General features: G+C 64.4%; 23 protein-coding genes and 1 pseudogene. 16 read left to right on the forward strand and 8 right to left on the reverse strand.

Annotation, left to right across the window (positions count from 1 at the left end):
- Positions 1-350 precede the first annotated feature (350 nt).
- The 3 genes from LCY71_RS11845 to LCY71_RS11855 all read left to right on the forward strand — a co-directional run bounded on the left by LCY71_RS11845 (position 351) and on the right by LCY71_RS11855 (position 6382).
- Positions 351-803 carry a hypothetical protein gene (locus LCY71_RS11845; RefSeq protein ID WP_225333351.1) on the forward strand — a complete coding sequence of 151 codons (453 nt, stop codon included), beginning with the start codon at positions 351-353 and terminating at the stop codon, positions 801-803.
- Positions 804-930: 127 nt separating this feature from the next.
- Positions 931-3516, forward strand: coding sequence for a PD-(D/E)XK nuclease family protein (locus LCY71_RS11850; protein WP_225333352.1), 2586 nt, complete (start codon positions 931-933; stop codon positions 3514-3516).
- Entirely contained in the window at positions 3509-6382 is a 2874-nt protein-coding gene (locus tag LCY71_RS11855; protein WP_225333353.1) for a UvrD-helicase domain-containing protein, read from the forward strand. Before LCY71_RS11850 ends, LCY71_RS11855 begins: the two co-directional genes overlap by 8 nt.
- Before the next feature lie 49 nt (positions 6383-6431).
- Here the strand turns inward: LCY71_RS11855 and LCY71_RS11860 are convergent, their stop codons facing one another.
- Positions 6432-6875, reverse strand: coding sequence for a DUF6884 domain-containing protein (locus tag LCY71_RS11860; RefSeq protein ID WP_225333354.1), 444 nt, complete (start codon positions 6873-6875; stop codon positions 6432-6434).
- A 693-nt stretch (positions 6876-7568) separates the two neighbouring features.
- On the opposite strand from LCY71_RS11860, the gene LCY71_RS11865 reads away from it, so the two are divergent.
- Positions 7569-8810, forward strand: coding sequence for an orc1/cdc6 family replication initiation protein (locus LCY71_RS11865; protein WP_225333355.1), 1242 nt, complete (start codon positions 7569-7571; stop codon positions 8808-8810).
- A gap of 384 nt (positions 8811-9194) precedes the next feature.
- Here LCY71_RS11865 and LCY71_RS11870 read toward each other — a convergent pair whose 3' ends face one another.
- Together LCY71_RS11870 and LCY71_RS11875 are read right to left on the reverse strand one after the other, a co-directional pair.
- Positions 9195-9557 carry a hypothetical protein gene (locus LCY71_RS11870; RefSeq protein ID WP_225333356.1) on the reverse strand — a complete coding sequence of 121 codons (363 nt, stop codon included), beginning with the start codon at positions 9555-9557 and terminating at the stop codon, positions 9195-9197.
- Positions 9554-10402, reverse strand: coding sequence for an N-glycosylase/DNA lyase (locus LCY71_RS11875; protein ID WP_308444673.1), 849 nt, complete (start codon positions 10400-10402; stop codon positions 9554-9556). The genes LCY71_RS11870 and LCY71_RS11875 overlap by 4 nt, the downstream gene beginning before the upstream one ends.
- Positions 10403-10548: 146 nt before the next feature.
- On the opposite strand from LCY71_RS11875, the gene LCY71_RS11880 reads away from it, so the two are divergent.
- The 4 genes from LCY71_RS11880 to LCY71_RS21715 all read left to right on the forward strand — a co-directional run bounded on the left by LCY71_RS11880 (position 10549) and on the right by LCY71_RS21715 (position 12837).
- On the forward strand, positions 10549-11301 hold the full coding sequence (locus tag LCY71_RS11880; RefSeq protein ID WP_225333357.1) for an HFX_2341 family transcriptional regulator domain-containing protein: 753 nt from the start codon (positions 10549-10551) through the stop codon (positions 11299-11301).
- A 132-nt stretch (positions 11302-11433) separates the two neighbouring features.
- A complete protein-coding gene (locus LCY71_RS11885; protein ID WP_225333358.1) occupies positions 11434-12075 on the forward strand; it encodes a DUF6735 family protein in 642 nt (213 codons plus the stop codon).
- A 46-nt stretch (positions 12076-12121) separates the two neighbouring features.
- Complete coding sequence (locus LCY71_RS11890; RefSeq protein ID WP_225333359.1) at positions 12122-12487, forward strand: MarR family transcriptional regulator; 366 nt, start codon at positions 12122-12124, stop codon at positions 12485-12487.
- Positions 12484-12837, forward strand: coding sequence for a type II toxin-antitoxin system PemK/MazF family toxin (locus tag LCY71_RS21715; RefSeq protein ID WP_225333360.1), 354 nt, complete (start codon positions 12484-12486; stop codon positions 12835-12837). Before LCY71_RS11890 ends, LCY71_RS21715 begins: the two co-directional genes overlap by 4 nt.
- Before the next feature lie 169 nt (positions 12838-13006).
- Here the strand turns inward: LCY71_RS21715 and LCY71_RS11900 are convergent.
- A pseudogene (locus LCY71_RS11900) lies at positions 13007-13387 on the reverse strand (RNA-guided endonuclease TnpB family protein); the annotation flags it as partial.
- A gap of 333 nt (positions 13388-13720) precedes the next feature.
- Here LCY71_RS11900 and LCY71_RS11905 point away from each other — a divergent pair.
- The 4 genes from LCY71_RS11905 to LCY71_RS11920 all read left to right on the forward strand — a co-directional run bounded on the left by LCY71_RS11905 (position 13721) and on the right by LCY71_RS11920 (position 16799).
- Positions 13721-14182 (forward strand): DUF7109 family protein, encoded by a 462-nt coding sequence (locus LCY71_RS11905; protein WP_225333361.1) that lies wholly within the window; start codon positions 13721-13723, stop codon positions 14180-14182.
- Positions 14183-14236: 54 nt separating this feature from the next.
- Entirely contained in the window at positions 14237-14854 is a 618-nt protein-coding gene (locus tag LCY71_RS11910) for an NUDIX hydrolase (RefSeq protein WP_225333362.1), read from the forward strand.
- Between the two features lie 79 nt (positions 14855-14933).
- Entirely contained in the window at positions 14934-15710 is a 777-nt protein-coding gene (locus LCY71_RS11915; protein ID WP_225333363.1) for a DUF7388 family protein, read from the forward strand.
- A complete protein-coding gene (locus LCY71_RS11920) occupies positions 15711-16799 on the forward strand; it encodes an NAD(P)/FAD-dependent oxidoreductase (protein WP_225333364.1) in 1089 nt (362 codons plus the stop codon).
- A 25-nt stretch (positions 16800-16824) separates the two neighbouring features.
- Here LCY71_RS11920 and LCY71_RS11925 read toward each other — a convergent pair whose 3' ends face one another.
- Positions 16825-16983 carry a DUF7559 family protein gene (locus LCY71_RS11925; RefSeq protein ID WP_225333365.1) on the reverse strand — a complete coding sequence of 53 codons (159 nt, stop codon included), beginning with the start codon at positions 16981-16983 and terminating at the stop codon, positions 16825-16827.
- Positions 16984-17123: 140 nt separating this feature from the next.
- Between LCY71_RS11925 and LCY71_RS11930 the strand changes: the two genes are divergently transcribed.
- Positions 17124-17780, forward strand: coding sequence for a DUF2270 domain-containing protein (locus LCY71_RS11930; protein WP_225333366.1), 657 nt, complete (start codon positions 17124-17126; stop codon positions 17778-17780).
- Positions 17781-17829: 49 nt separating this feature from the next.
- Positions 17830-19725, forward strand: a complete 1896-nt coding sequence (locus LCY71_RS11935; RefSeq protein ID WP_225333367.1) for an ABC transporter ATP-binding protein — start codon at positions 17830-17832, stop codon at positions 19723-19725.
- Position 19726: 1 nt separating this feature from the next.
- Here LCY71_RS11935 and LCY71_RS11940 read toward each other — a convergent pair whose 3' ends face one another.
- The gene (locus tag LCY71_RS11940) at positions 19727-20188 is read right to left on the reverse strand and encodes an Hsp20/alpha crystallin family protein (protein ID WP_225333368.1); all 462 of its coding nucleotides are present in this window, start codon (positions 20186-20188) and stop codon (positions 19727-19729) included.
- Between the two features lie 236 nt (positions 20189-20424).
- Here LCY71_RS11940 and LCY71_RS11945 point away from each other — a divergent pair, with 236 nt between their 5' ends.
- On the forward strand, positions 20425-21783 hold the full coding sequence (locus LCY71_RS11945) for a DUF389 domain-containing protein (RefSeq protein ID WP_225333369.1): 1359 nt from the start codon (positions 20425-20427) through the stop codon (positions 21781-21783).
- 25 nt (positions 21784-21808) lie between these two features.
- On the opposite strand, the gene LCY71_RS11950 is transcribed toward LCY71_RS11945, so the two are convergent.
- Positions 21809-22468: an HAD family hydrolase gene (locus tag LCY71_RS11950; protein WP_225333370.1), complete on the reverse strand. Its 660-nt coding sequence runs from the start codon at positions 22466-22468 to the stop codon at positions 21809-21811.
- Between the two features lie 134 nt (positions 22469-22602).
- Between LCY71_RS11950 and LCY71_RS11955 the strand changes: the two genes are divergently transcribed.
- The gene (locus tag LCY71_RS11955) at positions 22603-24321 is read left to right on the forward strand and encodes a radical SAM protein (RefSeq protein ID WP_225333371.1); all 1719 of its coding nucleotides are present in this window, start codon (positions 22603-22605) and stop codon (positions 24319-24321) included.
- A 183-nt stretch (positions 24322-24504) separates the two neighbouring features.
- Here the strand turns inward: LCY71_RS11955 and LCY71_RS11960 are convergent, their stop codons facing one another.
- Entirely contained in the window at positions 24505-26127 is a 1623-nt protein-coding gene (locus LCY71_RS11960; RefSeq protein WP_225333372.1) for a cellulase family glycosylhydrolase, read from the reverse strand.
- Between the last annotated feature and the right edge of the window lie 116 nt (positions 26128-26243).

The raw sequence follows: 26243 nt of genomic DNA on the forward strand, positions 1-26243 counted from the left end.
AGTGACCGCGTGAGCCGCCCCTTATCGCACAGCAACGATGTCCTGAACGTCCGCTTTGTCGACCTCTGGGTGGCGAATCGCGGCCGCGTAATAGGTGTCACGACTGGACTGTGCGAACCCGAAACGTTCCTCCCGCTTGCCGAACGGTTCGTTGAGTTACTCACACACGATCGCGAACAAGCCGTTCGCGTCGCAGGCAAGGCCCTGACTAATCTCTGTCATCGTCGGCCGGAGCAGATGACTGCGCACATCTACTAGATCGAGGAGCTAGCAAAATCGGGTGACGACGTCACCCAAGACGTCGCCGAGACGGCGCTCGACCTGTGGGAGCACCGGAAGGACTGACCGCGATGCCCGAGATCACCGAACCCATGATACCGGAGTCGCTGTGGACCTGGCTGGAGCTTCGCGGCTACCGTGTCGCCGGGGAGATCTCACTTCCAGAGCAAGGGATCATCGACCTCGTTGCGCACGATCCCGTCGCGGACGCGTACCTCGGGATCGAAGTCAAGGACGCTAACGAGATTGACGGGGACCGCCTCCACCACGAATCTGCCGTCTTGGTCACGATGTGGCCAAGGAGACCACTGAACTCGTCGCGGGTGCCCCGTGGGAACAGCTGGCCAGATATCACCACGCCGGCTGCTTTGACCGACTCTATCTCGCATCACAAGAAGCTGGTAGAGCCATTGAGAGTTATCCGAAGACAATTACGAATCGGTATTCGATATGAAAGGCAACTGAATATCCGACCATCCAGCTCACCGCATATCAGCTCGCGGACGACGTCCTTGGCCGACTGATGCAGCCGCTCTCGATTTCGAGGGTGTCGTCACTACGTTAGAGCGAGCAATGTACCGTCACACAACGGATCTTCTCTGACTGACTTACACGCCAACCTTTATCCAGATAGTTACGCATTCATTGTGCGTGCCTATTCAGCGCGCGAAATCGATCGATACACTCTACGACGAGGTCGCAGACTACGATCTCGTCGTAACCCCCGACGCGCCGCTGGCGAGTGCGATCAACCGTCGCGTGGACGTCCCTCAGTTCGGGACGTTCGCGACGACACCCCGTCGACTTGCAGCAGGCCGGCGAGAGCAGGCCGAAGACCGGACGGCCTTTCTCGAGGTCGTCAACCGGACCGACCACGACTGGAAGTCGATCAGCTACGCCGTTGGGAACGTCCTCCAGTGCTGGGAGCACCAGGGCGCACACGATGCGATCCACGAGTACGAGCCCTATGTCGACGACGCGACCGAGGCCGTGGTCGACATCATCGGTGACCTGCGAACGACGTCGAAACGACTCGGCGACTACACTATCAATGAGGGATCCGTCGCGGTCGTCGCCGAAGATCAACTCACCGAGCTCGAACGCTCTATCCTCCCCGATTCCTACGACCGGGTTGAGCTGTTTACCGACCAGCGCTTCGACTGTCCCTCGTTCGACGTCTTCGAGTCGTCTGCCGACATCGTCGACGCGATCCTCCACACGGTCGACGGCGAGAACGCTGAGAACGTCGCCGTCGTCCTCGACAGCAACAGTCGGTACTCGTCGCTCGTCGAGTCCGCCCTCGAGGCCAAGGACGTCCCCTACTACGGTGGCCCAGGGTTCGTCGATCGGCCACATCACCGGTGCTTCCTCACGCTCTGTCGCTCGGCGTTCCGGGGCTCCGAGACGACCGTCGCGGACATCAAGCCCGTCCTCACGCAGATGGGCGTCGACGTCGGCGTCGACCACGACAAAAAGCGCCTGCACACGGTCGATCATCCCGACGTCGAGTGGATTCAGACGTTCTGCGAGTCGCTCACGTCATGGACGTTCGCCGAGGCTGTGGCGACCTACGAATCTCGGACCGGAGCCTCGATGACGGCCTTCAGCGACGAACTCGGGGCACTCGGGCTCTCTGAGCGGCGCATCGACGCGCAAGGGGTCGACCAACTGGCCTACTACCTCCAGACCTACGAAGTCCCCGTCGATCGGGAGAACGAGGGCGTCCTCCTGGCCGACGCCAAGTCCGCCAGTTACGTCGATCGACCCGTCGTCTTCCATGTCGGCCTCGACGAGGGGTGGACACACTCACCGCCTAGGCGACCCTGGATCGACGTCGACGAACAGTTCCAGCAGTATATCCAGCAGTTTCAGTTGCTCCTCCAGAGCGGCATCGAGCAGTACTATCTGGTTCAGGACACGGCCGGCGGCCAGCCCGTCACGCCCTGTCTGTACTTCGAGGAACTCCTCGACGTTGACTACGATCGCTTCAGCGATCTCGAGCACGAGTCCCACACGCGGACCTTCGACGACGTCGGCGAGGGGTTCGAGAAAGAACCGGTCGACGTTGAGCCGAAGTCCATCACAAACATCAGCAACTCGAGTCTCAAGCGCTACGTCAACTCGCCACGGGACTACTTCTTCGACCGCCTGCTCGACGGCCCCGACGAGGACTATCTAACTGAGGGGTCGCTCTTCCACGACTTCGCGGAGTTCTACGTCAGCAATCCCGGGTTCGTCGACGAGGCGACGATCGACGAGGTTGCGGACGTGCTGGTCGATGAAGTAACGCCATTCTTCCCCGAGACCCACGAACCCCTTCGACGTCGGGAGTATCGGATCGGACTCGAGACCATCGTCGAGTACCTCGATAGCCAGCGACCCTTCAGGGAGGACTTCCTCACGCCGGCGTCGGGCTGGGGCGAGAACACGTTCGCCCAGTACTTCGATCGGCCAGTGGACTCGCCGCTCACGGAGCGATGGTTCGAGGACGCCAGTCTCGGCATCAAGGGTCAGATCGACTTTGTCGTCGCGCCCGATCATCTGCTCGACTTCAAGAGCGGCACGAAGAACTCGCAGCGGGACATGATCAAACAGGCCGCGATCGACCCGCCAGCTGACACCCCGGACTTCCAGGCGGCACTGTATCTCTGCTACTACCGGACACAGCGCCCCGACGAGCCACTCGAGTTCACGTTCTTCCACTTCCTCGAGACGCTCGACGACGTCGTCACGGGCGACCACGACATCGAGGAGACGCTGACGACCGTTTCGTACTATCCCTGGACGTTCGACGAACACGTCGCCTCGCGGGAGGCCTTCGAGACGCTACTGGACGGCTGGAACGACTGCGAGGCGACCGTCGACGACCTCGGCTACGACGCCTACAGCGAGATCATGGACCGACTCTCGTTCCCAATAGCGACGGAGAAAGACGTGCTTCGAGCGTCGACGTTCGCCGAGGAGTTCACCGAGGCCGTCGATGAGCGCACGTCGGACGCCGTCGACGCCGAGAAGGGCTGCGATCAGGCGATCCGGATCCTGAACGACGTCCGGAAGAAGACGTTCTTCCGCGAGGACCTGGACGCCATCGAGGGCTTCGTCCAGGAACGCATCGAGGAACTCAACCGATATCGCGCCGGAGACGAACGCTTCCCCGTCGACGGACCGAGAGGCGAACCGAACTATCGTCGTGTCGATCACCGCGACCTCCTGCTTCAGGGTGAATCCAATGAGTGACCCAACGCCGAACCAGCAGCAACGCGAACTCATCCAGAGTACCGAGGGGATCTACGTCGTCGACGCCGGCGCCGGAACGGGCAAGACCTTCGCGATCACCCGGCGCTACGCGGAGATCGTCGACCAACCTGCCGTCGAGCCGGAGGACGTCCTTCTCGTGACGTTCACGCGGAGCGCCGCGACGGAGATGAAAGAGCGGATCGTCGACCATTCGTCGTACTCGCTGCAGGAACTGGCCGACGCATCGATCCAGACGTTCCACTCGCACTGCTTCGACATCCTGAAAGAACACGGCTATCGGGCGCCGACGCATCTAGGCATCGACGACCGTATCACTGGATCGATGCGCGTCGTCGAGGACGAACTCGTCGAGAACGAACTGTTCCGGGAGTTCCTCGATGGGTTCCAGGAGAACAACCCTGAGTACGCCGACTTCTTCCGGACGCTCTCCGATCGGACGGACCTACTTGACGTCATCGGGGAGTTCGCTTCCAAGGGGGTCTTCCCGACGGCCGACGGATGGTATCGCGACGGCGACTCGGCTGTCGAGGGCGATTACGAGGCGTTCGAGGACCTCTTCGACGAGGTGAACCAGCCCCGAAACGGCGGGAGCAAGCAGTCCAAGCTTCGGAAGAAGCTCAACGGCTATGGTCGCAACAAGACCTACACGCCGGACGCCCCGGCCAAGAGCGAACTCCGCGGCAGTGGGACGAAGCAGGTTCCCGAAGAGACGGCAGAACGAGCGTTCCACGAGGACCGGGAGGCGCTCACGGAGTTCGTCCACGACGTCTACTTCTCGTACCTCGAGTTCGCCCTTTCGCGGAATTACCTGACCTTCGGGTTCCTCCAGTTGTTCGCGTTCGTCCTCCTGTGTGAGAACCCGCAGCTCCGCGAGCGGATCCGCTTCGAGTACGTGATGGTCGACGAGTTTCAGGACACCAGCGAGATACAGTTCAAGCTGGCGCTGCTGCTGGCCGACACTGATAACATCTGCGTCGTCGGCGACTGGAAGCAGAGCATCTACTCGTTCCAGTACGCCGACGTCGACAACATCCTCGAATTCAGCCAGCGTCTCGATGGATTCACCGACGAGCTCAACGACGACCAGCAGCGGGTGACGTTCGATACGTCGGGTGTCGAGCGGATCGAGTTGACGGAGAACTACCGGTCGACGCAGACGATCCTCGACTTCTCGACGGAGGCTCTCACGACGCCGGCGTCCAGCTACGAAGACGTCGATGATGGTGTCCTCGACGATGTCGTCGAACTGTCCTCGAACGCCGAGTTCGACAACACGCGTATCGAGGGCGTCCACCATGCGGACGAACACGAGGCCGTGCTCTCACGTATCCAGACAATCGTCGGGAACGAGGACTACGCAGTCGAGGACGAGGACGGCGACCCGCGCCCACCGAAGTACGGAGACATCGCGGTCCTCACGCGAACGCGAGACTTCGGACGGGAGCTTCTCTCAGTCGCCGACGAGTACGACTTCCCGATGGCCTACGACGGGGGCGTCGAGTTGTTCCGGACCGACCAGGCCAAGCTACTGCTCGCCTGGCTCCGGATCCTCGACTCGGACGCCGACCGCGGGTGGGCCGTCGTGCTTGAAGAAGCGGGATACACCCTCGACAAGATCGACCACATCCTCGAGACAGCCGAGTACCCGTCGAACATGCTGGAGTTCCGTGAGCGACTCGACGGGATCGCAGGGATCGGGGCGGTCGCGAGGCGAGTGTTCGACAGGTACGGCTTTACTGGCGAGTACGCCGACGTCATCCTCCACACGATCCAGTCTGTCCACGAGACCTCGACGCTCACTAGAGGTGAGCTGATCAGGTTCATCGAACGCGGGATCGAGAACGGCAGCACCCACGACGTCGTTACCAGCGCCGGCGTCGATTCGGTCACCGTCCAGACGATCCACTCCGCGAAGGGGCTGGAGTATCCTATCGTCGTCCTCGCGAACATGAACGATGGCAAGTTCCCGCCGAACGTCGGCGGATCAAGCGTGATCCGATACGAGGCACCGATCGGGCTTCGCCAGCGAAAGGAGTACGGGGACTACGAGGCGCACGAGCATCCCCACGTCTACGACAACTGGACGCACGACGTCCTTCGACATTGCCTCCCGCAGGAGTACGACGAGGAGCGACGGCTGCTCTACGTGGCGATAACGCGAGCGGAGAGCCACGTCGTCTTCGCCGGTGGCGAGGAGCCCAACACGTTCTTCAAGGAACTCCCGTTCGAGCCAGACGTCGTCGAGCCCGATGTTGAACAGGTCGACGTCGGGGAAGCGACACAGACACAGCTCCCGTTCTCAGTGGTGCCGCCGGACGGCCCGACGGGGTACACGCCGCACTCGCTGATGGACGACGGTGTCTTCGAGGGCGAGGACGTCGAGCAGGAATCGATCGAGTTCCGCGGTCGTGACTTCGGGTCGCGCGTCCACGACTTCGCGGAGGCGTACGCTCTCGGTGAGGACGTCTCCCCGACGACCGACCACTACGAGGACGAGCGACACGTCCAGGAGTTCATCGACGGTCTTGCCGGCGACCTCCACGTCGAGGAACGGGCCGTTCTCCCGCTGGAGGTCGACGGAACTAGAACGACAATCACCGGTATCGTCGACCTCGTCCACGAGACGGACGATCGGATTGAGATCATCGACTACAAGACGGACCAGAGTCGACGCGCCGAACCGGAGTACCGGAAACAGCTCAGCGTCTACTACCACGTCGTCCGGGAGTGCTTCCCTGAGAAGGACGTGACGACGAGTATCTTCTACACTGTATCAAGAGAGAGACAGGATGTAGAGCCGCTCTCTATGGATGAATTGCGGCGCTTGGTGGAACACGCCGAGTGAACTTACCTCGCTGGTAGTCTACCCACGGCAACTATACTGATTCTCTGCGTCAGAGTCGGTCGTTGTACCATGACAGGGTCTCACCGATTCGCATTCCTTCGGTGGGAATGATGACGTCACCGACGTCCGAGTCTGTGAGCAGCGGGAGCAGCTCCCCGTAGTAGGTCTTGCCAGCGTGGAGAACCAGACGGGCGTCCGGGGCGAGCAGGCCGGTTTCCTGCAGATCCGCAGCGACAGCGTCAGCCCAGTCACGACGTTCCGATTTAGGAGCTGTCGTGAGCGTCTTGTCGTAGGGCTCGATCGGATTGTCCGATGGATCGAGGAGTCCGTGTTTCGCGGAGAGGATCCACCACTCGTCGTGCTCCTGCTCGGCGTAGGTACGCATCTTCTGGAAGTAGTCAGAGACGTAGAGGTCCTTCGGCAGGGCAGCCTCGTCTCGCTTCGCCTTGGCGCAGCAGACGAGGCCTATTTCCCGGTAGCCGTCTGCAGTCATACGTCAGCAATCTCGAGACAACGGTTAGCTCTGCCGCTAGTGCTTTATCGTACTCCCGTTCATTGCCTTAACTCAGATAACACCGACGTTTCCACTAATATGATGACATATATCAGAGGCTGACTTACGACACTCTCCCCCCCCACCGTTTCCAGTAAAGCTCAACAGAGTATGGGGTACACTGACGTCAGTCTGGATAAGCGGTTATCGATTCAGAATGGCCGAAAGTGTATTTCGAAGTCATATTATATAAATTTTACCAACTGAATCGAATATCTCTTGCACCGAATCTACCACTATTGCCATTTACTGGAAACGATGGGGTGGGGGTGCCCCGTGAAGCTCCTCTACTGCATTTGCATAGGACCTGACTCTAGAATAGGAACATACTGGATGCCATGACATATCTCCTAGAGCGGCTCCCAGAAAGTGTAGGCATTACTAGTTCAGTCTCGTAAGCATCGCTTATAGTGATATTCGAGCTCGAACCGACAAAGCGGCGGTTCACTTTGATTCACTTTCCTGGAAATGATGGGGTGGGTGGCTTCGGCTCGTCACACGGATTGGACTATGGGTACTCACACGTCACTGACCCCTATTACTGGAAACACTGGGGGGTGATGGATATACTGGAAATAGAAGAAACATCGGTCGGAACTATTATGGCAGTAGAATCAGTCAGTCGGCGATAGAATGGCCCCGCGGTTTCAGCCAGACGATACCCTCTACAAGCGTCGTGACACGCTCAAAGTCGAGTACGTTCCTGACGAGATCGTCGGCCGGGACGACGAAATCGAGGAATACGAAGCCGCCCTCCAGCCGATCATCAACGACGAATACCCCGACAACATCTTCATCTACGGGAAGACCGGCGTCGGGAAGACTGCGGTGACCAATTTCCTCCTGAACGAACTCGGAGAGTCGGCAGACCACTTCGACATCGATCTCTCGATCATCCAGCTGAACTGCGACGGTCTGAGCACGAGTTACCAGGCCGCAATCAGTCTCGTGAACCGCCTCCGGGAGCCGGAGCAACGCATCGCTGAAACCGGTCATCCTCAATCCAAGGTCTATCGATTACTCTGGGACGAACTCAACAAACTCTCCGGGACCGTGATCGTCGTTCTGGACGAAATCGACCACATCACAGACGACACGTTCCTCTATCAGATTACGCGTGCCGACAACAACGGCTACATCGACAACATCCAGCTCGGCCTGATCGGTATCAGCAATGACTCGACGTTCCGTGAACAGCTTGATGCGAAGGTTCAGTCGTCACTATGTGAAACTGAGATTTCATTCCCACCGTATGGAATGGACGAGCTACAAAAAGTACTGGAACAGCGTGCAGCCATTGCGTTCCACGAGGGTGCACTGGACGAAGGTGTCATCCCCCTGTGTGCTGCACTCGGCCGTCAGGATGGTGGGGATGCACGCCGGGCGATCACGTTATTGCGCAAGGCTGGCGACCTCGCTCGAACGGAGAACGCAGCGACAGTCACCACGGACCACGTCGAACGTGCACAGGAGAAACTCGAGGCCCAGCAGAGCATGGACATCATGCGCGATCTCACCGAGCACGAGCAACTCACCCTGTATGCACTGACGACACTTGCTGCTGAAGACGCCACTCCTGCTCGATCACGAGTCGTCTATCAACGCTACAAGGACCTCTGTGAGTTCCAGGGTCGGGATCCTCGTACCGCTCGCCGGATGCGGGGCTTTCTCTCCGACTTCGAGATCCTCAATCTCACAGTCTCCCACAAGCAACATCGCGGCCAGAACGGCGGCACGTACCGCGAACACGAACTCAGTCGTGACATCGCGACCGTCGTCGATGCGCTGCAGACGACGATCAGTGATTACGGCGCCCATCGCAGTATCATCGAGTATCTCCCTGATTCGGGGGAGGAATTCCCGACCCTGAGATAAATTCCTATTTCACCAGTCTTCGGGCCTCTACCAGACAAGAATCTTCTCGTGATACAGCGGTAACTCAGTAGTATAGGCACGGACACTACTGCCGGGGACCATTGGATGACGACGATTACCATCCAGGTGCTGGAATCCATGCTACAGTGGATCCAAAAATGAGAGTGTCGCAGGTACGCTAGCAAGCCCGAAACTATTCGCAACGCATGCGTGACTTGAGAATCCATCGGCTAAGCTCTCCAAGGATATGGTCGACGATCTGGAGGCAAGCTACAAGCAGCGAGAACAGAGCAAGATGGTCCTTCGATGAAGCCGCGGAGAATAGTGTTGATATCTATGAATGACTACGCATGACCGACGTCGAGATCAGTCCGAAGCGTCGTACTATTCAACGAGCGGATAGTTATCGACTAACTCTGATGGGTAGTCGTCGGCGGTCTGAAGGAGTCCTCTCATGACACTGCCAATCTCCTCGAAATTCGGTCCTCGACGAACGGCGAACGGCTGTTTCCTCCAGTCGACGTAGTCAGGTTCCGAGAGCGCCGGCAGATGGCAGTGGACCAGTTTTGTATCGACCACGTGCTTCTGGTCCCAGTATTTGGACGACATTGCTGTCTCGGGTAATGAGAGCCAGTCATCCTCATCGGCGTCAGTCAACGAAATCACTAGCTGTCGCCGTGGCTCAGCCGCTAGCAGTTGCAAGATCCGGTCCCATCGATCAACAGGGTCCAGTGTCGAGTCACTCATCGTTCGACGGTCAACTCCGCAGCGAGCGAATCAGCCTGTTCACGCTCGATACCGAGTTCTTTGAAGTGGTCGACCAGCTTTCGTCGAGCGCTCGCCTGGTCCGATTCACCAATTATCTGGCCAGCCTGCCAGACGATGCTGTCGATGCGTAACAGGGACACGGGCGTCTCGAGTTCCTCGTTCACGGCGTCGGCGACCGCTGCCCACGCGTCTATGACCACGTCTGAATCGTCCGTCTCGACGAGGCCAGCAGTCCCAGCCACGCGTTCTACCTGCAGGTCACACGGGATCGGAATATCCGTGGGAAATGACGCGTATTCACCGGTTTCGACGAGAGAGAGGATGTCGTATACCTTCATCGCGAAGACGATTGTCTTCTTGTGCATCTGGTTGTCGAGTGCCGTTGCGAGTTCCTCCCAGATCCGAACTGGCGGGACCGTTGTGTGGTTCTCGACGAACCACTCGGCGAACGACCCCTCGAACAACTTACTGAGTCGGAGCCGCTTTTGCTGGTTCAACCGCTGGTTGACAGACGCGTCCATGAAGGCACCGAGAATGGCCTGCACGTCGTCGATCGAATCGACCTGGTCGTGTTCGAGCGTCACTTCCTCGAGTGCGGCCCAGAATCGCTGCGCGTCGCCGAGCAACTGATAGTCGACAATACCCGCACAGACGCCCAGCAGATAGACGTGATCGTTCGCATCGTAGGACTCCCGAATCGTCATGAGTACGCGATACTCTGGCTCGACGCGGTCGAACCGGGTGATCCCGTCGTATCCAAGGTCGACCATTGCGTCGGCGACGGCGTCGATGCGTTTCTGGTTCAACGTTCTTGAGTCTGTCATCGGTGAAGGGTTGAGGGTGTGCTTGCTTTGCTCACGAGGGCTTCACCTCGATACACTGGTGATCGAGGGATGTAGCTTATCGCGTTACGACCATTAGTAACGTTACTAGCGTTACTTCTATGGCCCCACTGTGGCTGGTACGTTCTATGCAGACCGCAGAACGGATCCACGTCGCCCCACTGGGTTTCGAGTTCGACCGGATCCTGCTTCCCGCGCTCGAGTACAGCGCCGATCGCGTCGTCCTGCTCGAGTATATTGCATCAGACATCGAACGACCTCCCTATCACGACGAACTAGCAGTGGCTCTGGAGGAGGAAGGGATCGACTGCGAGCGACGGGAGTGCAACATTTTCGACCTCTACGAATCTGTGGCCATCATCGCCGAGATTGCGTCCGAACACCGGGACCACAACGTCTACGTGAACCTCTCGTCGGGTAGCAAAATCACCGCAATTGCCGGGATGATCGCCTGTATGGCGACGCGAGCAGCAGAACCGTACTACATCCGCGCAGACACTTACACGTCAGATCCGCACGAGCCATTGACCCACGGGATGGAGAAGGCGATCGACATCCCGACGTACAGGATGGATCGCCCAGAACGCCAGGAAATCGAGATTCTAGAGTACATCCGGTCGGTCAAAGAAGATCACGAGACGCGATCGGTCGTCTCGAAGAAGGACCTCCTCGAGTTCAGCGAGGACAAACAGCTCCCCTTTATCGAGAACTATCAGGGCGACACGACGAAGGGGAAGTATCGGCTTCTCAAGACCCACATCGTCGAACCCCTGACGGAGAAAGGATACATCACAGTCACGGATGCCGGCGTCCGTAACGACGTGTCGCTAACCGAAGCAGGGCGGAACACACTCCGGGCGTTCCGATACCTGCTAGAGTAGTTGCGGTCACGGTAGATCATTCGGCTACACAGTGACTAATGACGTATCCGGTTCTAGTTGCCATCTGATAGGCACGGGTGATTTGTTTGCCCCTGTCGGGTGCGGGGCGCATCCCGTCCTGCAGTGATCTCGATGGGACACAGAGCACTCGTTGCGTACGAACGGCCGGATAGCCTGTACAACGTCCACTACAGCCACTGGGGGGCATCGAACCTCAGACTCAAGCATGCGATCACGCTCGAGACGCCCTTCGGTGGGGAGTATGCACAGGAGTCACGACAGAACCTCTTCACCGATCTTCGAACGGCTGACGACCAGTCCGAAGCAGTGGCACTCGTCGAATCCGACGATCAGCCCGGTGGGCAGGTCGACGTCGACCCGTGGGCCGTCGGCGTGACCCTCGACGAGTTACTCACCAGTCAACTCGACTACCTCAACCACGAAGCCTGCTACGTCGTCGACGAGTCGCTAAACGTCACGGCGTTCCGGACTCACTGGTTCGGCCTGCAGTACGAGTGCCGGACTATCGAATCGAGTCCGACCCGCGGCAATGGGGCAATCAGGACGGTGCGGTGGTACGACGGCAATCCTGTCGGCGACGGCTTCGCCCAGGGCCAGTTCGACGGCCTGAAAACTGTCGTCGGGGACATGCTCGACCGCGGCGTGTTCACGCTCTCGAGTGCTCGCGACTACATCGAACGCCAGATTCGTTCCTGGATGCGGCCGAACGACACCGTGTTCGTACGGATTCCAGACTCAACGACAGTCGAATGACAATCCATACAGTAGATACAAATACAGATACTCCTTACAATCACGTATGCCCGTGAACTTCGACGAGTACAAGGCTCACAGTGACGAGTCAGAGGCCCTGCCGTTCGATCCGAACTCGAACGCGTTCGCGGTTCTGTCGTTTCTTGCCGAACATCCCGAACTCGGCTTCAAACCCGCCGAGATTCACGAGCACGTCGACGTCGCAAAGGGCAGTCTCAACCCGACGCTATCACGGCTCGAAGAGCGGGGGCTGGTCGAGCACGAACCACCGTACTGGTCTGCGGCGGCCGACGATCGGTTGGCCGCCATCACGGGTACGATGCACAGTATGGAAGCCTTCGAGGATCACCACGGTGACGACGACTTCAGCGGGTGGCACGCGAGCGACGTCGACCCACGCGATCATCGATGACTCACGAGCCATTCCACCGAGGCAACGTCGTGTGGCACCCAGCACCGTTCAAGGCACCGCCGAAGGAACGTCCCTTTCTCGTTCTCAGCGATTCCAAGCACCCATTCCACGGGTCCGAATACGCGGTTGTCGGCCTCACGCGGACGAACCGGCCGCCAGCGATCGAGCTTGGACCGTCGGACTGGCGTCTCGGTGATCCAGGAACAGATAGCTACGCGTCGCCGTGGTACGTCTTCACGATTAAACATGCAGACATTAAACGACCGAAGGGGGCACTCACGTCGGCTGCGATCGACCGAGTTGCAACAGCTGTCAGTTCGATGCTCGGCGTTCCAGAAGCTTCCGAGTAGCAGTCCCTGCAACGGGATCGATACCTCGTACCCAGCTGACCTCGTCGGCTTTCTGTTCGTCTAACCAGCCGAGTCTGACTCGTCATCCACGGACGGTGGCCGCTGGGACAGCTCGTCGAAGCGCCGCTGTGCCCGTTCAGAGCGATCAGTCGTCTCCTGCTCCTCATACGTAAGGCTTCGCGCTGATACGGAACGCTACCTTCCCGTCGTCAGTGATCGACAGATCGTACCCTTCCTCGTAGTTCGCTCGAAGCGGGTACGTGCCGTCTTTGGTGTGACTCGGCTGACCGAAGTCGTCGTATTCGTAGTGGTTTTCCATCGCGCCGAGTGCTTTAGAGACGACACGCTGTGTCGTGTTCTTCACGAGGTCGGCATCATCGGCTACGCGGCTGGTGATCGCATCCCAGTCTACGCCCTGCTTGGCGAGCTGGATGGTCTCGTTGTACGCGCCGCGGGCTTCAAGACAGGCGTCGTGGAGTAGACTCTCGTTGTTACTCTGGACGTCGAGCTGGAAATCCAGCGTCTTGACGAGAGTCTGTTCGCGGGTCATACCTCGTTTTTTAGAATTTCTTTTCCGACCTACTCCACTGCATCATCTCGCACACCCACGAGTGGACACATCGTGAACTGCTTGTAGATCTCGTCCTACGTGTAACTAGCCTCTCGGTTCTCTGGTGGCGTCGGAGCTGTGACCGTTGCTGTATTCTTCGGACGTTCACGCTGCTGCCTGGCCCCGTCTTGTGATTTAAAATCTAGTCCCCCACACAGGATCAGATGAGCGAATCATCAGTCCGTTCAGCGCGTCCAGCAGGCTGGCGCTGACGTCGGCCCGCTCGACCCGCCGTCCGTCAGTGTAAAGTCGATATAGCGCACGGTGACGCGCATGCAACCGACGGCGGACGAGCTGGCCGGCGTGGTGGACCTGTTCGGCGCGCTCACGCGCGCGGAGCTCCGGCGGGCGCTCTCGGAACTCGCGTTCAAGCGCGGCGCGGAGCCCGACGACCCCGACGGCGTCATCGACGACGCCGTGGCGTCGTACCGCCTCGTGGCCGTCGACGGCGACGACGGGACCCTGCTGGTGGTCGGCCCGGCGGCGTTCCCGGAGCTACCCGAGGGGGCGGAGGACCTCCCGCACATCATGGACGCGCCTGAGCGGACGATCGACCGCGATCGAGCGGGTCGGGCCGCAGCGGAGCGGTTCCGCGAGGAGGCCACGCTGGCCGTCCGCGAGGGCGACGCCGACGCCGTCGAGCGGCTGCTGGACGTGAGCTACGACCTGGACGCGTGGGCGCCCGTCGACGTGGCCGGGGCCCGCGAGCAGCTGCGGGCCGAAGGCGATAACTGAGCCGGCGGCCGCGGTGCCGAGCAAATTAAGGCCCGGCCGTGCTACCCTCCGCGTATGGAGTTCGACCGCGTGGCCGACCACGAGGCGCTCGCCGTCGACGACGAGCCCCGGGAGGCCGCGGTGGTCGTGCCCGCTATCGAGCGGCCCGACGGGTACTACGTGCTGTTCACGGAGCGCGCCGACCACCTGCCCAACCACGCGGGCCAGATGAGCTTCCCCGGCGGCGGCCGCGAGCCCGAAGACGACGGGCTGGTCGACACCGCCCTCCGGGAGGCCAACGAGGAGGTGGGGTTAGAGCCCCCCGAGGTCGACGTCGTGGGTCGACTGGACGACATCCGGACCATCTCCCGCTACTCCGTGCGCCCGTTCGTCGCGCGAGTGCCGGACCGCGAGTACCTGCCCAACGACGGCGAGGTGGCCGAGGTGGTCCCGCTGTCGGTCGCGGGACTGGTCGACCTCGACAACTACGAGTCCGAGCGCCGCGACCACCCCCACTACGGGGAGATTCGCCTGCACTTCTTCCACGTGGACGGCGTCACCGTCTGGGGCGCCACGGCCCGGATGCTCGCGCAGTTCCTCGAGCTGGCCACCGACTGGGAGATCCCCCCGGAACCCGACCGCGTGACCGGCCCCGACGACGACCTGCCGGAGAGCGTCCGCGACCAGGTCTGACCGCGGTACTCGAAGCGACAGGACTTTGCGCTCCCGACCGGTAGCGGGCCCAAGAACGGGTCCTCGTGCCCGCTGTACCATGCTCTCAGGAGTCACGCTGACGGAGGCCGGCATCGACGTGGTCGCGCTGAAACCGACGGAGGTCGACGTCCGCAGAGCGGCGGAACTGGACGTCGACGCGGCGACCGTCGACTACGAGGGGCGGGACGCCGTCCCCGACCGAGCGGCGCTCGCCGACCTGGCGAGCGGGGTCGACCTCCGCACGACGACGCCGGTCCGGGCCGACGGGTTCGACCCGCTGGGCGACGACGGACTGACCGAGGCGCTCCCGCCGGGCGTCGGGCGCGTCCTCGTCGCGGGCCACCAGGCCTACCTCACCGATCAGGAGGCCGAGCGGGCGGTCGCGCCGCGGCTCCGGGCCGCCGCCGCGGACGCCGACGACCCGTGGATCGGGACCGAGGGCATCGAGCGGGTGGCGATGGCCGTCGGCGGCACGCAGTTCGAGGTGCTCTCGCCGACGACCGCGCGGGACCTCCGGGCGCTGCGGGCAGCCGGGTTCGACGGCGACGTGGCCGTCTACGCGCCGGCCGTGCTGACCGAGGACGAGGACGACGTCCTCGACGCCGTGGGCGAGTACGCCGCTCGCCGCCGGCCGGTCCGGAAGGCGCTCCCCGAGGGCGCAGCCACGGACGCGACGGCGACGGGCCGGGCGCGGGACGTCCTCTCGCAGGCGGTCCGCGACTACGCGCTGGTCGGTGAGCCCGATGCGGTGGCCGACCGCGTCGCGGGGCTGAAAGACGCCGGCGCGACGACCGTCGTCGCCTACCCCGCCCGGGGGCTCGATCCCTTCCTGTAGATGCGCGTGGCCGTCGTCGGCGGCGGCGCCGTCGGGGTGACCGCCGCCACCGAGGCCGCCGAGGCGGGCGCCGACGTCGTCCTCTACGAGCGCTCGGACCTGGCCGGTGGCTCGACCGGTCGGGCCGCCGGCATCTGCTACGACGCCTACGCCGAGGACGTCGACGCCGCCGTCGCCGCCGAGGCCCTCTCGCGGTTCCGGGAGCTGGGCGTGCTCACCGAGTGCCCCTACGTCTGGTACGCCCGGGAGGGCGACGACTCGAAAGCCGCGGCCGTCCGCGAGCAGGTGCCCCGAATGGAAGCGCACGGCCGGGACGTGTCACTGGTCGACCCCGACGAGCTCGGCGAACGCTACCCGCAGTTGCGGACCGACGACCTCGCCGTAGCCGCGATCGCCCACCGGGCCGGCCACGTCGACCCGACGGAGTACGTTCAGGCGATGGCCGAGCGGGCGCTGGCCGCTGGCGTCGGCGTCCGGACCGAGCGGGAGGTGTCGCTGGCCGGGCCGACCACCGTCGACGCGTCCGACGAGACGGTCGAGTTCGACGTCGTGCTGGTCGCGGCCGGCCCCGCGACGAAGGGCCTCGTGGGCGAGGTCGGCGTCGAGATCCCGCTGAAGGCCTACCGCGCGCAGGCGCTCGTCACGGAGCCGGTCCGGGCGACGCTGCCGATGGCCTACGACGCCAGCAGGGAGTGCTACTGGCGGCCCCGCGACGGCGGCCTGCTCGTCGGCGACGGGACCCGCGAGGCCGACCCAGACGACTGGGACCCCGAGGCCGACGCCGCGTTCGAGGCGAGCGCGCTGGAGCGCCTCCGCGACGCGACGACGCTCGATCCCGACGTCGACCGGTCATGGGCCGGCCTCTGCACTGCCACGCCCGACCGGGACCCCCTCCTGGGCGAGGTGGCCGACGGGCTGCACGTCGCGACGGGCTGGCACGGCCACGGCCTGATGCGCGCCCCGGCGCTGGGGGCGCGGGCCGCGGAGCTACTGCTGGGCGGCGAGGGGATCGACGCGTTCGACCCCGACCGGTTCGACGGCGACGAGGAGTTCGACGTGGTCGAGGGGATGACGTTCGACGAGGAGTGACGGGAACGCGGCGGCGCGTCGGAAACTAGACTTCGATCCGCTCGAGGCAGTCCGTCCCGCCGCAGAGGGGACACCGAAGGTCTGAGACGCCGAGGTCGTCGTCCACGTCGTACGTATAATGATTCTCGAACATGTCGAGTTCGCAGTCCTCGCTCGTGCATCGGAGCTCCTCAGTCGCGGGCATGTCCCGGAGTTGGACTGGCGCAGTAATCAAGATTGGGCTGTGCGATCGCCGGATCGCAGCGGGTCAGAGAGCGGGAAACGAGGCGATACCGACCGTAACGGCCCCCTACTCATTGGGCCGGGACGCCTACGGGTGAGGACATGGCTGACGACGAGCCGCCCGACGGCGACCACGTGGTGCAGATCGACGACGTCATCGCCGAGTACGACGGACTGACGGGCGAGTTCTACCGCGGCGAGATCGACCGGACGTCCACCTGGCGGGCCCGGCTGGACCAGACGACCAACTGGGCCGTGGTGGTCGTCGCCGCCATCCTGACGTGGGCGTTCACGAGCGCGAACAACCCTCACTTCGTGATCCTCATCGGCATGTTCGGGGTGTCCGCCTTCCTCGTCATGGAGGCGACGCGGTACAGGGAGTACGACGTCTGGCGCAACCGGGTACGGCTCCTCCAGGCCGGGCTGTACGCCGAACTGTTCGCCGGGAAGACCGACACGCCGGACTGGCGGGATCGAATCGGCGAGCAGCTGCTCCAGCCCGAGTTCAACATCACCTTCCAGGAGGCGCTGACACACCGGCTGCGCCGCTCGTACCTCGCCCTGCTCTTGCTCCTGCTGGCCGCGTGGTTCGCGCGGATAACGGTCTTCCTGCCCGACCAGGACTGGCGCCAGACCGCGTCGATCTTCATCGTCCCCGGGGAACTCGTCGTGGTCGTCGTCGCGGCGTTTTACGCCGTCGTGATCGCGCTCGCGGCGTACTCCGCCCGGGGAGAGCGGGTCCGGGAGTTCCAGGAGTAAGGACGGCCGCCAGCCACGGATATTTCCGTCCGTGGCCGCTGGTTCCTCCATGGCAGAGGACCACGGCGGGTTCGAGGAGGTCCGCGGGAACCTCTCGGGCAACCCGATGCGACGGCTCCTCGCGTACGCGATCCCGTACTGGCCGCGGCTGACGGCGGGCATCGTCGCCTCCTTTCTGACGCGGTTCGCTCGCCTCGTGCCCCCGATCATCGTCGGCGCCGCCATCGACCGCGTCGTCCGCGGCTCGGGCGAGCCCGGCCTGCTCGCGAGGGTCGGGCTCCTCCCGAGCGGCACCATCGAGGGCGAGGCCGCCAGGCTCGCGCTCCTCCAGCAACTGGTCGTCATCGCCGCGCTGGCGTACCTGGTCAGGTCGATCACCAGATTCGCCTCGCGGTACCTGCTCCAGTCCAGCGCCCAGAAGATCCAGCGGGACCTCCGCAACGACACGTACGATCACCTGCAACGCCTCTCGCTCGACTTCTACGCGAACCACCAGACCGGCGGCATGATGTCGATCCTCAACAGCGACGTCAACCGGCTGGAGAAGTTCCTGAACACGGAGTTCCGCCAGATTATCCGGGTGGTGGCGACGGTCGGCGGCATCGCTGCCGTCCTCTACTTCTTCTACTCCGAGAAGCTCGCGCTGATCGCGCTGGCGCCCGTGCCGATCATCGGCGTGGCGAGCTGGTTCTTCTTGAGCTGGATCGAGCCCCGCTACAAGTCGATCCGGGAGACGGTCGCGCGGCTGAACACGCGCCTGGAGAACAACCTCAGCGGCGCGGCGGTGATCAAGTCCTTCGACCGGTACGACTTCGAGTCCGGCCGCGTCGCCGACCAGAGCCAGGAGTACCACGACGAGAAGGTCGCCGCTCTGCGGCTCCGGCGCGGCTTCTTCTCCGCGCTGCGGCTGCTCACCGGCGTCGTGTTCGTCCTCGTCTTGCTGGTCGCCGGACGGGACATCATCGCCGGCGATCCGAACGCGCTGTCGGCCGGGGGCGTCGCCGTCTTCTTCCTGTACCTCCGGCGGCTCTACTCGCCGATGCGGCGGGTCGGTAAGTCCGCCAACAAGTACCAGCTCGCCAAGTCCAGCGCGGAGCGGGTGTTCGGCCTGCTCGCGCAGGAACCGACGGTGACCCAGCCCGAGGACCCGTACGAACCGGAGTCGATCGACGGCTCGGTGACCTTCGACTCGGTCGAGTTCGGCTACACCGATGACGAGCGGGTGATCGAAGACGTCTCGCTCGACGTTCCCGCCGGCGCGACGGTCGGGCTCGCCGGCACCACCGGCGCGGGCAAGTCGACGCTGCTGAAGCTCGTCCCGCGGTTCCACGATGTGGACGCCGGCAGCGTGTCGGTCGACGGCCGCGACGTCCGCGAGTACGACCTCCAGTCGCTCCGCGAGGAGGTGGCCGTCGTCGAGCAGCAGCCCTACCTCTTCTCGGGCACCGTCGCGGAGAACGTCGCCTACGGCGATCGCGAGGTCCTCGACGGCGAGCAGGCGGGCGACGCGGCGGCCCGCGACCGCGTCCGCGAGGCCGCCGCGGCGGCGGAGGCCCACGAGTTCATCTCGGACCTGCCGGAGGGCTACGACACGGAGATCGGCGAGCGGGGGATCAAGCTCTCGGGCGGCCAGCGCCAGCGCGTCGCCATCGCCCGCGCGCTGCTGAACGATCCGGCGATCATCGTCTTCGACGAGGCCACCAGCGATGTCGACACGGAGACGGAGGACCGCATTCAGGAGAGCCTCGACGAACTGATCGAGGACCGCACCGCGTTCGTCATCGCCCACCGCCTCTCGACGATCCGGGACGCCGACCGCATCGTCGTCATGAACGACGGGCGCGTCGCCGAGTCCGGCACCCACGCGGACCTCGTCGCGGCGGACGGCGAGTACGCCGACCTGTGGCGCGGGCAGGCCGACCGGACGGCCGCCGGCGCCGACTAGCCTACTCCTCGTCGCCGGCCTCGTCGACTGCTTCGCCGGCCTCTTCGCGTTCGTCGACCTCCTCGACCGTCTCGTCGACCGGTTCGGTCGCGTCCCGCCTGGGAACGCGGACCTCCAGCGTGCCGTTGTCCCGGAGCGTGGCCGACGCCGCGTCGGGGGCGACTCGGGCGTCCTCCGGCAGGTCGACGCTGCCCTCCAGCGAGAGGCCGCGTCCGGGATACCGCAGGTCGAAGTCGTCGCGGAACGACCGGAAGCGGTCGAGGCGGACGTCGATCCGGCCGTCCTCGTACTGGACGCGGACGTCGCCGGCCGACGCGCCCGGAGCGTCGAACACGGCCAGGTAGGCCTCGTCGCTCTCCAGCAGGTCGACCGGTAGCGGCGTCTGCTCCTGGACGCGCCCCGCGGCACGGCCCAGGTTCTCGAAGACGGCGTCGCCGATCGACTTGCCGAGGTCCTTGAACATCGTCAGACCCCCCGAGTCGGCCCGGTTCGGTGTCCCTGCGGTACCGCTGTGCTGTGGATGGCGCCGTCGACAGTCATCGTTCGAACGGTTGGTCGCCCATCCATTTATAGGCCGGGACGGGCAGGCCTGGAGACCGCCCGCGAGCCGGCGTCTGCGGCCGGGCCGTCCGGGCGAACGGAACCGGCATTCGTGTCGGCAGAGCTATCACTTTTCCGCGGCGACGCCCTACAGAGGCCATGCGCCTCATCCAGATCGCCGTCCCCGAGGACCAGCGGGCGGCGCTGGTCGAGGTCCTCGAGGACCGGGATCTCGGGTACACCGTCACGAACGGGCTGGTCGACGGCGGCGACCGGGCGATCATCTCCTTCGTGTTGCCCGCCGACGCCGTCGAGTACGTGCTCGACGACATGGAACAACGGGGATTCGACACGGAGACGTTCACCGTCTCCGTCGAGACGGAGTACGCGACCTTCGAGGGCGTCGACGACGTCCAGGACGAGTGGGCCAAGACGCCCAACCGGATCGCGCCGGAGACGCTCCGCTCGAAGGCCAAGGACCTCCGGCTGAACACCCGCTCGTACCTGTGGATGATGGTCCTGTCCACCGTCATCGCGACCGCCGGCCTGCTCCTGGGGTCGCCCGCTATCGTCGTCGGGTCGATGGTGCTCGCGCCGATCGTCAGCCCGATGCTGACTGCCAGCGTCGGCGCCGTCCGCGACGACCGCGACATGGTGCTCGACAGCCTCCACATGCAGGGGCTCGGCCTCGGACTCGCCGTGATCGGGGCGTTCCTGTTCAGCCTCCTCGCCAAGCACTTCTTCGCGGTCCCGATGGCGCTGGACATCGCCACCATCGAGGTTATCTCCGGCCGTTTCTCGCCGGGGATGCTGGCCGTCGTCGTCGGCCTCGCCTCCGGCGCGGCCGGCGCCTTCGGCCTCGCGACGAAGGGACAGGTCAGCATCGTCGGCGTGATGATCGCCGCGGCGCTGATCCCGACGGCAGCAGCGTCCGGCATCGGGTTCGCCTGGGACGTGCCCATCGTCGGCCTGGGTTCGCTCGTCCTGCTGCTCGTGACCATCGTCGCGGTCAACGTTGGCGGTGTCACCATGCTGAGCTACCTCGGCTACCGCCCCGACGAGGTCGACGAGGGCTTCTTCGACCTGTCGTCGGCGCGCGAGGTCGCCGTCCTCGTCGCGACGGCCGTGGCCGCCGTCCTCGTCGTCACCGCCGTCGGCTACGGCTCCTACCAGCAGTTCGCCTTCGAGCGGTCGGTCAACAGCGCCGTGACCGATGTCCTCGAGAGCGGCGAGTACGACGAACTGGAGGTGACCTCGATCGCCACGGAGTACGCCGCCGCCGGTCCGGTCTCCGATCCCACCACCGTGACCGTCACGCTCAGTCGGACCAGCGACCGGTCCTACGGCGGCCTCCCCAACGCCTTCTACCGGTCGATAGCGAACGAGACGGACGAGGACGTCCAGGTGCGGGTGCAGTACCAGGACTTCGACCGGTCGAACGTGTCGGCTACGGACAGCGGGAGCGCAGCGCTAGAGGCGGGCGGGCCGCGCGGCGTCGCGACTACCGGGATCCGCTGACGCGACCCCTCGCCGACGTGTCGGCTCAGGCCGTGCAGATGTCGTGGAGGTCGTCCAGCGAGTCGATGTCCCAGGTCGGCCAGCAGTTCAGGTCCCAGTCCGTGCGGTGGGGCCGGCGGATGAACGCGGAGTCGATGCCCGCGTTCTCCGCGGCCCAGATGTCGGACTCGTTGTCGCCGACGAACAGCGCCGAGTCGGCGTCCAGATCCGACAGGGCCCGCTCCAGGTAGTGCGGGTCGGGTTTGCGGCGGTCGAGGCTCTCGATGATGGGCTCGCGGCCGTAGTACGTGTCGAACAGGTGGGTGACCTCGTGGTGGTCGACGAGGAACTCCACGGTCTCGTGCTGGTTCGAACTGACGATGCCCCGCGCGACGTCGAGGTCGGCCAGCGCATGGACGTCGTCGTACAGCGCCTTCCGGCCGGCGCGGGCCTCCTCCTGCTGAGCGCGCGACATCGTGGCGTCGCGCTTCCGCCAGAACGTCTCGGGGTCGAGGTCGTACGTGTTACAGATGCGGTCTACCTGCTCGGGGGTCGCCCCGACGGTCATGTCGTCGACGTGGTCGGCGTCCGGGTCGGTCACGTCGAACTGCTCGAACGTCTCCCGGGTCGCCTCCCGGAGCACGTCGAAGTCCGTCCGACCGACGAGGACACCGTCGTTGTCGAACACGACGGTATCGTAAGTCATACTCCCGATACATCGCTCGGCCGTATAAGCGTTTCACCCGGCCGGTGCCCTCAGGGCCAGTCCCGACCGGGCGAACGGCGACGGCGCTGGGCCAACCAGACACGGTTTTACGCGTCCGGCGACTACCCGCGCCCATGACCGCAGACCCCGCCGAACTCGACGTGACCGTCGTCGACGGCTACGTCGACGAGCCGGCCCACTTCGGGGTCCCGCCGTACGTCTCGACGTACCCGCGCTACACGGCCGGGGCGCTCGTCGACGCCGGCGTCCCGCGCGAGCGGATCACCTACCACACCATCGACGCGCTCCGCGACGACCCCGACCGCTGGCGAGACGTCGAGGAGGCCGACCTGCTGATCTACGTCGGCGGGATGACCGTCCCCGGCAGCTACGTCGGCGGGACGCCCGCCGAGCCCGACGAGGTCCGGCGGCTGGCCTGGACCGCCGACGGCGTCTCGATGATGGGCGGCCCCGTCCGCTTCGGGGTCAGCGAGGCCAACGAGGGCGCCAGCGAGACCGAACGGGACGACCTGGACTTCGACTTCCTCGCGATGGCCGACGTCGAGGCCGCCGCCTACGACCTCGTCGACAGCGGCCTGGAGGGCTTCGAGGACCGCTACCGCGGCGTCCCCGAGGAGACCCGCTGGGCGCGGCAGGGCGCCTTCGTCGTCGAACAGCATCCTAACCACCCCGACTACCTCATCGCCGAACTGGAGACGTCGCGGGGCTGTCCGTACCGGTGTTCGTTCTGTACGGAACCGATGTACGGCGACCCCGACTTCCGACCGCCCGAGAGCGTCGTCGACGAGGTCGACGCCCTGTCTGATCACGGCGTGGCGAACTTCCGGCTCGGCCGGCAGGCCGACATCCTCGCCTACGGCGGCGACGGCGAGGCGCCCAACCCCGACGCGCTCCGGGAACTGTACGGCGGCATCCGCGAGGTGGCGCCCGACCTGGAGACGCTGCACCTCGACAACATGAACCCCATCACCGTCGTGAAGTGGCCGGAGTTGGCCCGCGAGGGGATCCGGATCATCGCCGAGCACAACACGCCCGGCGACACCGCCGCCTTCGGCCTCGAATCGGCCGATCCGGTGGTCCAGGAGGAGAACAACCTTAACGTCACCGCCGAGGAGTGCTTCGAGGCCGTGAAGATCGTCAACGAGGAGGGCGGCTGGCGGCCGGGCGAGGAGCCCGGCAGCGGGCCGAGCTGGGGCGACGCCGCCGCCGACCGCCTCCCCAAGCTGCTCCCGGGCATCAACCTCGTCCACGGACTCAAGGGCGAGCGCCGGGAGACCTTCGAGCACAACCGGGAGTTCCTCCAGCGCGTCTACGACGAGGGGTACGTGCTCCGCCGGGTGAACATCCGCCAGGTGATGGCCTTCGAGGGAACCGACATGGCCGACACCGGCGCCGAGATCGCCCACGACCACAAGAAGCTGTTCAAGCAGTACAAGCGCGAGGTCCGCGAAGAGATCGACAACCCGATGCTCCAGCGGCTGGCGCCGCCGGGCACCGTCCTCCCCGACGTCACGCTGGAGTACCACCAGGACGGCAAGACCTTCGGCCGCCAGCTGGGCACCTACCCGCTGCTGGTCGCGATTCCGGGCGAGCGGGAGCTCGGACGCACGATCGACGTCGCGGTCACCGACCACGGCTACCGCTCCGTGACTGGCGTCCCCTATCCGCTCGACCTCAACGACGCCTCGATGGACGAGCTAACGGCGATTCCGGGGGTCGGGAAGAGCACCGCCGGCGACATCGTCGTCGACCGCCCGCACGACTCCGTCGCCGAGGTCGGCACCGACCTCGAACGGTTCGCCGTCGTCCGCTCCTCCGAGCGCGCGGACTGACGACGCTACGGTTCTCCGCGGGCGTCGGGTACACGCTCTGTGGACGCGCCGCTATCAGAGTCGACGCGGACGGCGGCGTGCGAAAGGGGCCGCCGGAGAACGAAGCGGGCGGGCGTCGAGCCCGCCGCGTGTGTCGGCTTCAGGCGGTACCTCGATCGTCAGCGGGTGAACGGTGAGGGCCGATCAGATCTCGTTGAACAGTTCGACGAGGTCGGCGTAGTCGACGTTGCCGTTGCCGTTGTAGTCGTAGTACTCGACGTTATTCTGCATCCCCTCGCTGTCCATGTTCTCGAAGTACTCGACGACGTCGGAGTAGTCGGCCTCGCCGTTGCCGTTGAGGTCCTCGTAAGCCCCGTCGCCGTCCGGGTCCGTCGCGCCATCGGGCCAGTTCGGACCGTCGTCGGTGGGCGTGTCCTCGGTCGGCGTATCGCCGCCGTCGCCGCTTGGGATCCCGTCCTCGCGCGTCTCGACGAGCGTCTCCTTGATCAGGACGCCCATGTCGGGGTCGCCGCGCAGCTCCCACTCGCAGGGCAGGTCCTCGCAGTGGGTCGGAATCTCCCCCTCGTAGGGGTTCCCGACTGCGTCGGTCTCGCCGCTGGTCTCGAAGGCGTGCTCGAACATCGCCGGCAGCCACACCGGATCGGCGCACCACGCCGTCCAGTGCAGCGACGGCTCGGACTCAAGCCAGTCGATAAAGGGCCGTCCGAACCCCTCGGTGGTGCCCCTGATGTGCCGGTGCGGCTGGTGGTCCGAGAAGTTGTCCTGCCAGCCGAACTCGGTGACGAACAGCGGCACTTCCTCGAAGGCGCCCTCGACGCCGCTGTAGTCGTGGCCGCCCTGTTCGGCCCAGGTGTTCTCGTTGTTGGCCGCGTGGCCGGGATAGGTGTGGTAGGCGTACGAGAGGTTCGCGCCCTCGAACTCGCCGTAGATGGTCGCCCCCTCGGGCGTCTGGCTCCAGCCCGGGGACCCGACGATGATCAGGTTCTCCGAGTGCTCACGGATCGCGTCGACCCACGGCTGGGCCATCTCGCGCCACATGTCCCACTTGTCCTGCATCCAGGGGGCGGGCTCGCCGTCCTTGTACCGCGAACTGTAGAAGCCCGGCTCGGTCGGCTCGTTGTAGATCTCGAAGAACACGTGGCTGCTATCGGCGTACCGGGGCGCGACCGTCTGCCAGAAGCTGAGCACTTCCTCCTGCAGCGGCTCGTTGATCGGGCCCTTCTGGCTCTCCGCCCACTGGACGCCCTTCCAGTGGCGGTGGTAGTCGACGATGCAGTAGACGCCACGCTGCTCGCAGAGCTCGACGACCGGGTCCAGGTACGTTTCGAGGTACGCCTCGAGCTGGTCTTGGTCGAACGCCGGCACCGGCGGCGCCGGATCGTCCCCGTTCTCTTCCGCGATCGGCCCCGGCGGATGCTCGCCGATGTCGGTCGGCTGGACGGGCACCCGGATCACCCGCGGGTACCACCCCTCGTCGGCGCTCGTCAGGAGCCGGATCAGCTGCTCGGCGGTCTTGCCGCGCGCGGGCGCGGTCACGTTCATCCGCTTGGGGTCGGCGATGTTCAGCCCGCGTAGTTTCACCGGCTCGCCCTGTGGGTCCGTGATCAGGTTACCATCGACGGTCAGCCGAGGGGTCGGAATCCCCGCGGCCGACGTGCCGACGACGCCGCTCCCCACGCTGACTGCGAGCGCACCGGCGCCCGCCGTCGCCTTGAGGAAGTCCCGCCGGGACGAGCCCGACGCGACTCGGCCGGTGTTCGATTCGTTCGCGCGCGCGTCCGTGGTTCTGTTCGTGTCTCTGGTCATTGGTGTCGTACTCGAAAGGGCGACGGCTCGACGAGAGAAGCGACGGCACTGCGCTGCGTGCGTTCGGTCGGCGATGCGGTCGGGCGACGGCGTCTGCGGTCGCCGCGCTCTACCCC

It is taken from the genome of Halomicrobium urmianum, from assembly GCF_020217425.1.
In the GTDB taxonomy this organism is placed as follows: domain Archaea; phylum Halobacteriota; class Halobacteria; order Halobacteriales; family Haloarculaceae; genus Halomicrobium; species Halomicrobium urmianum.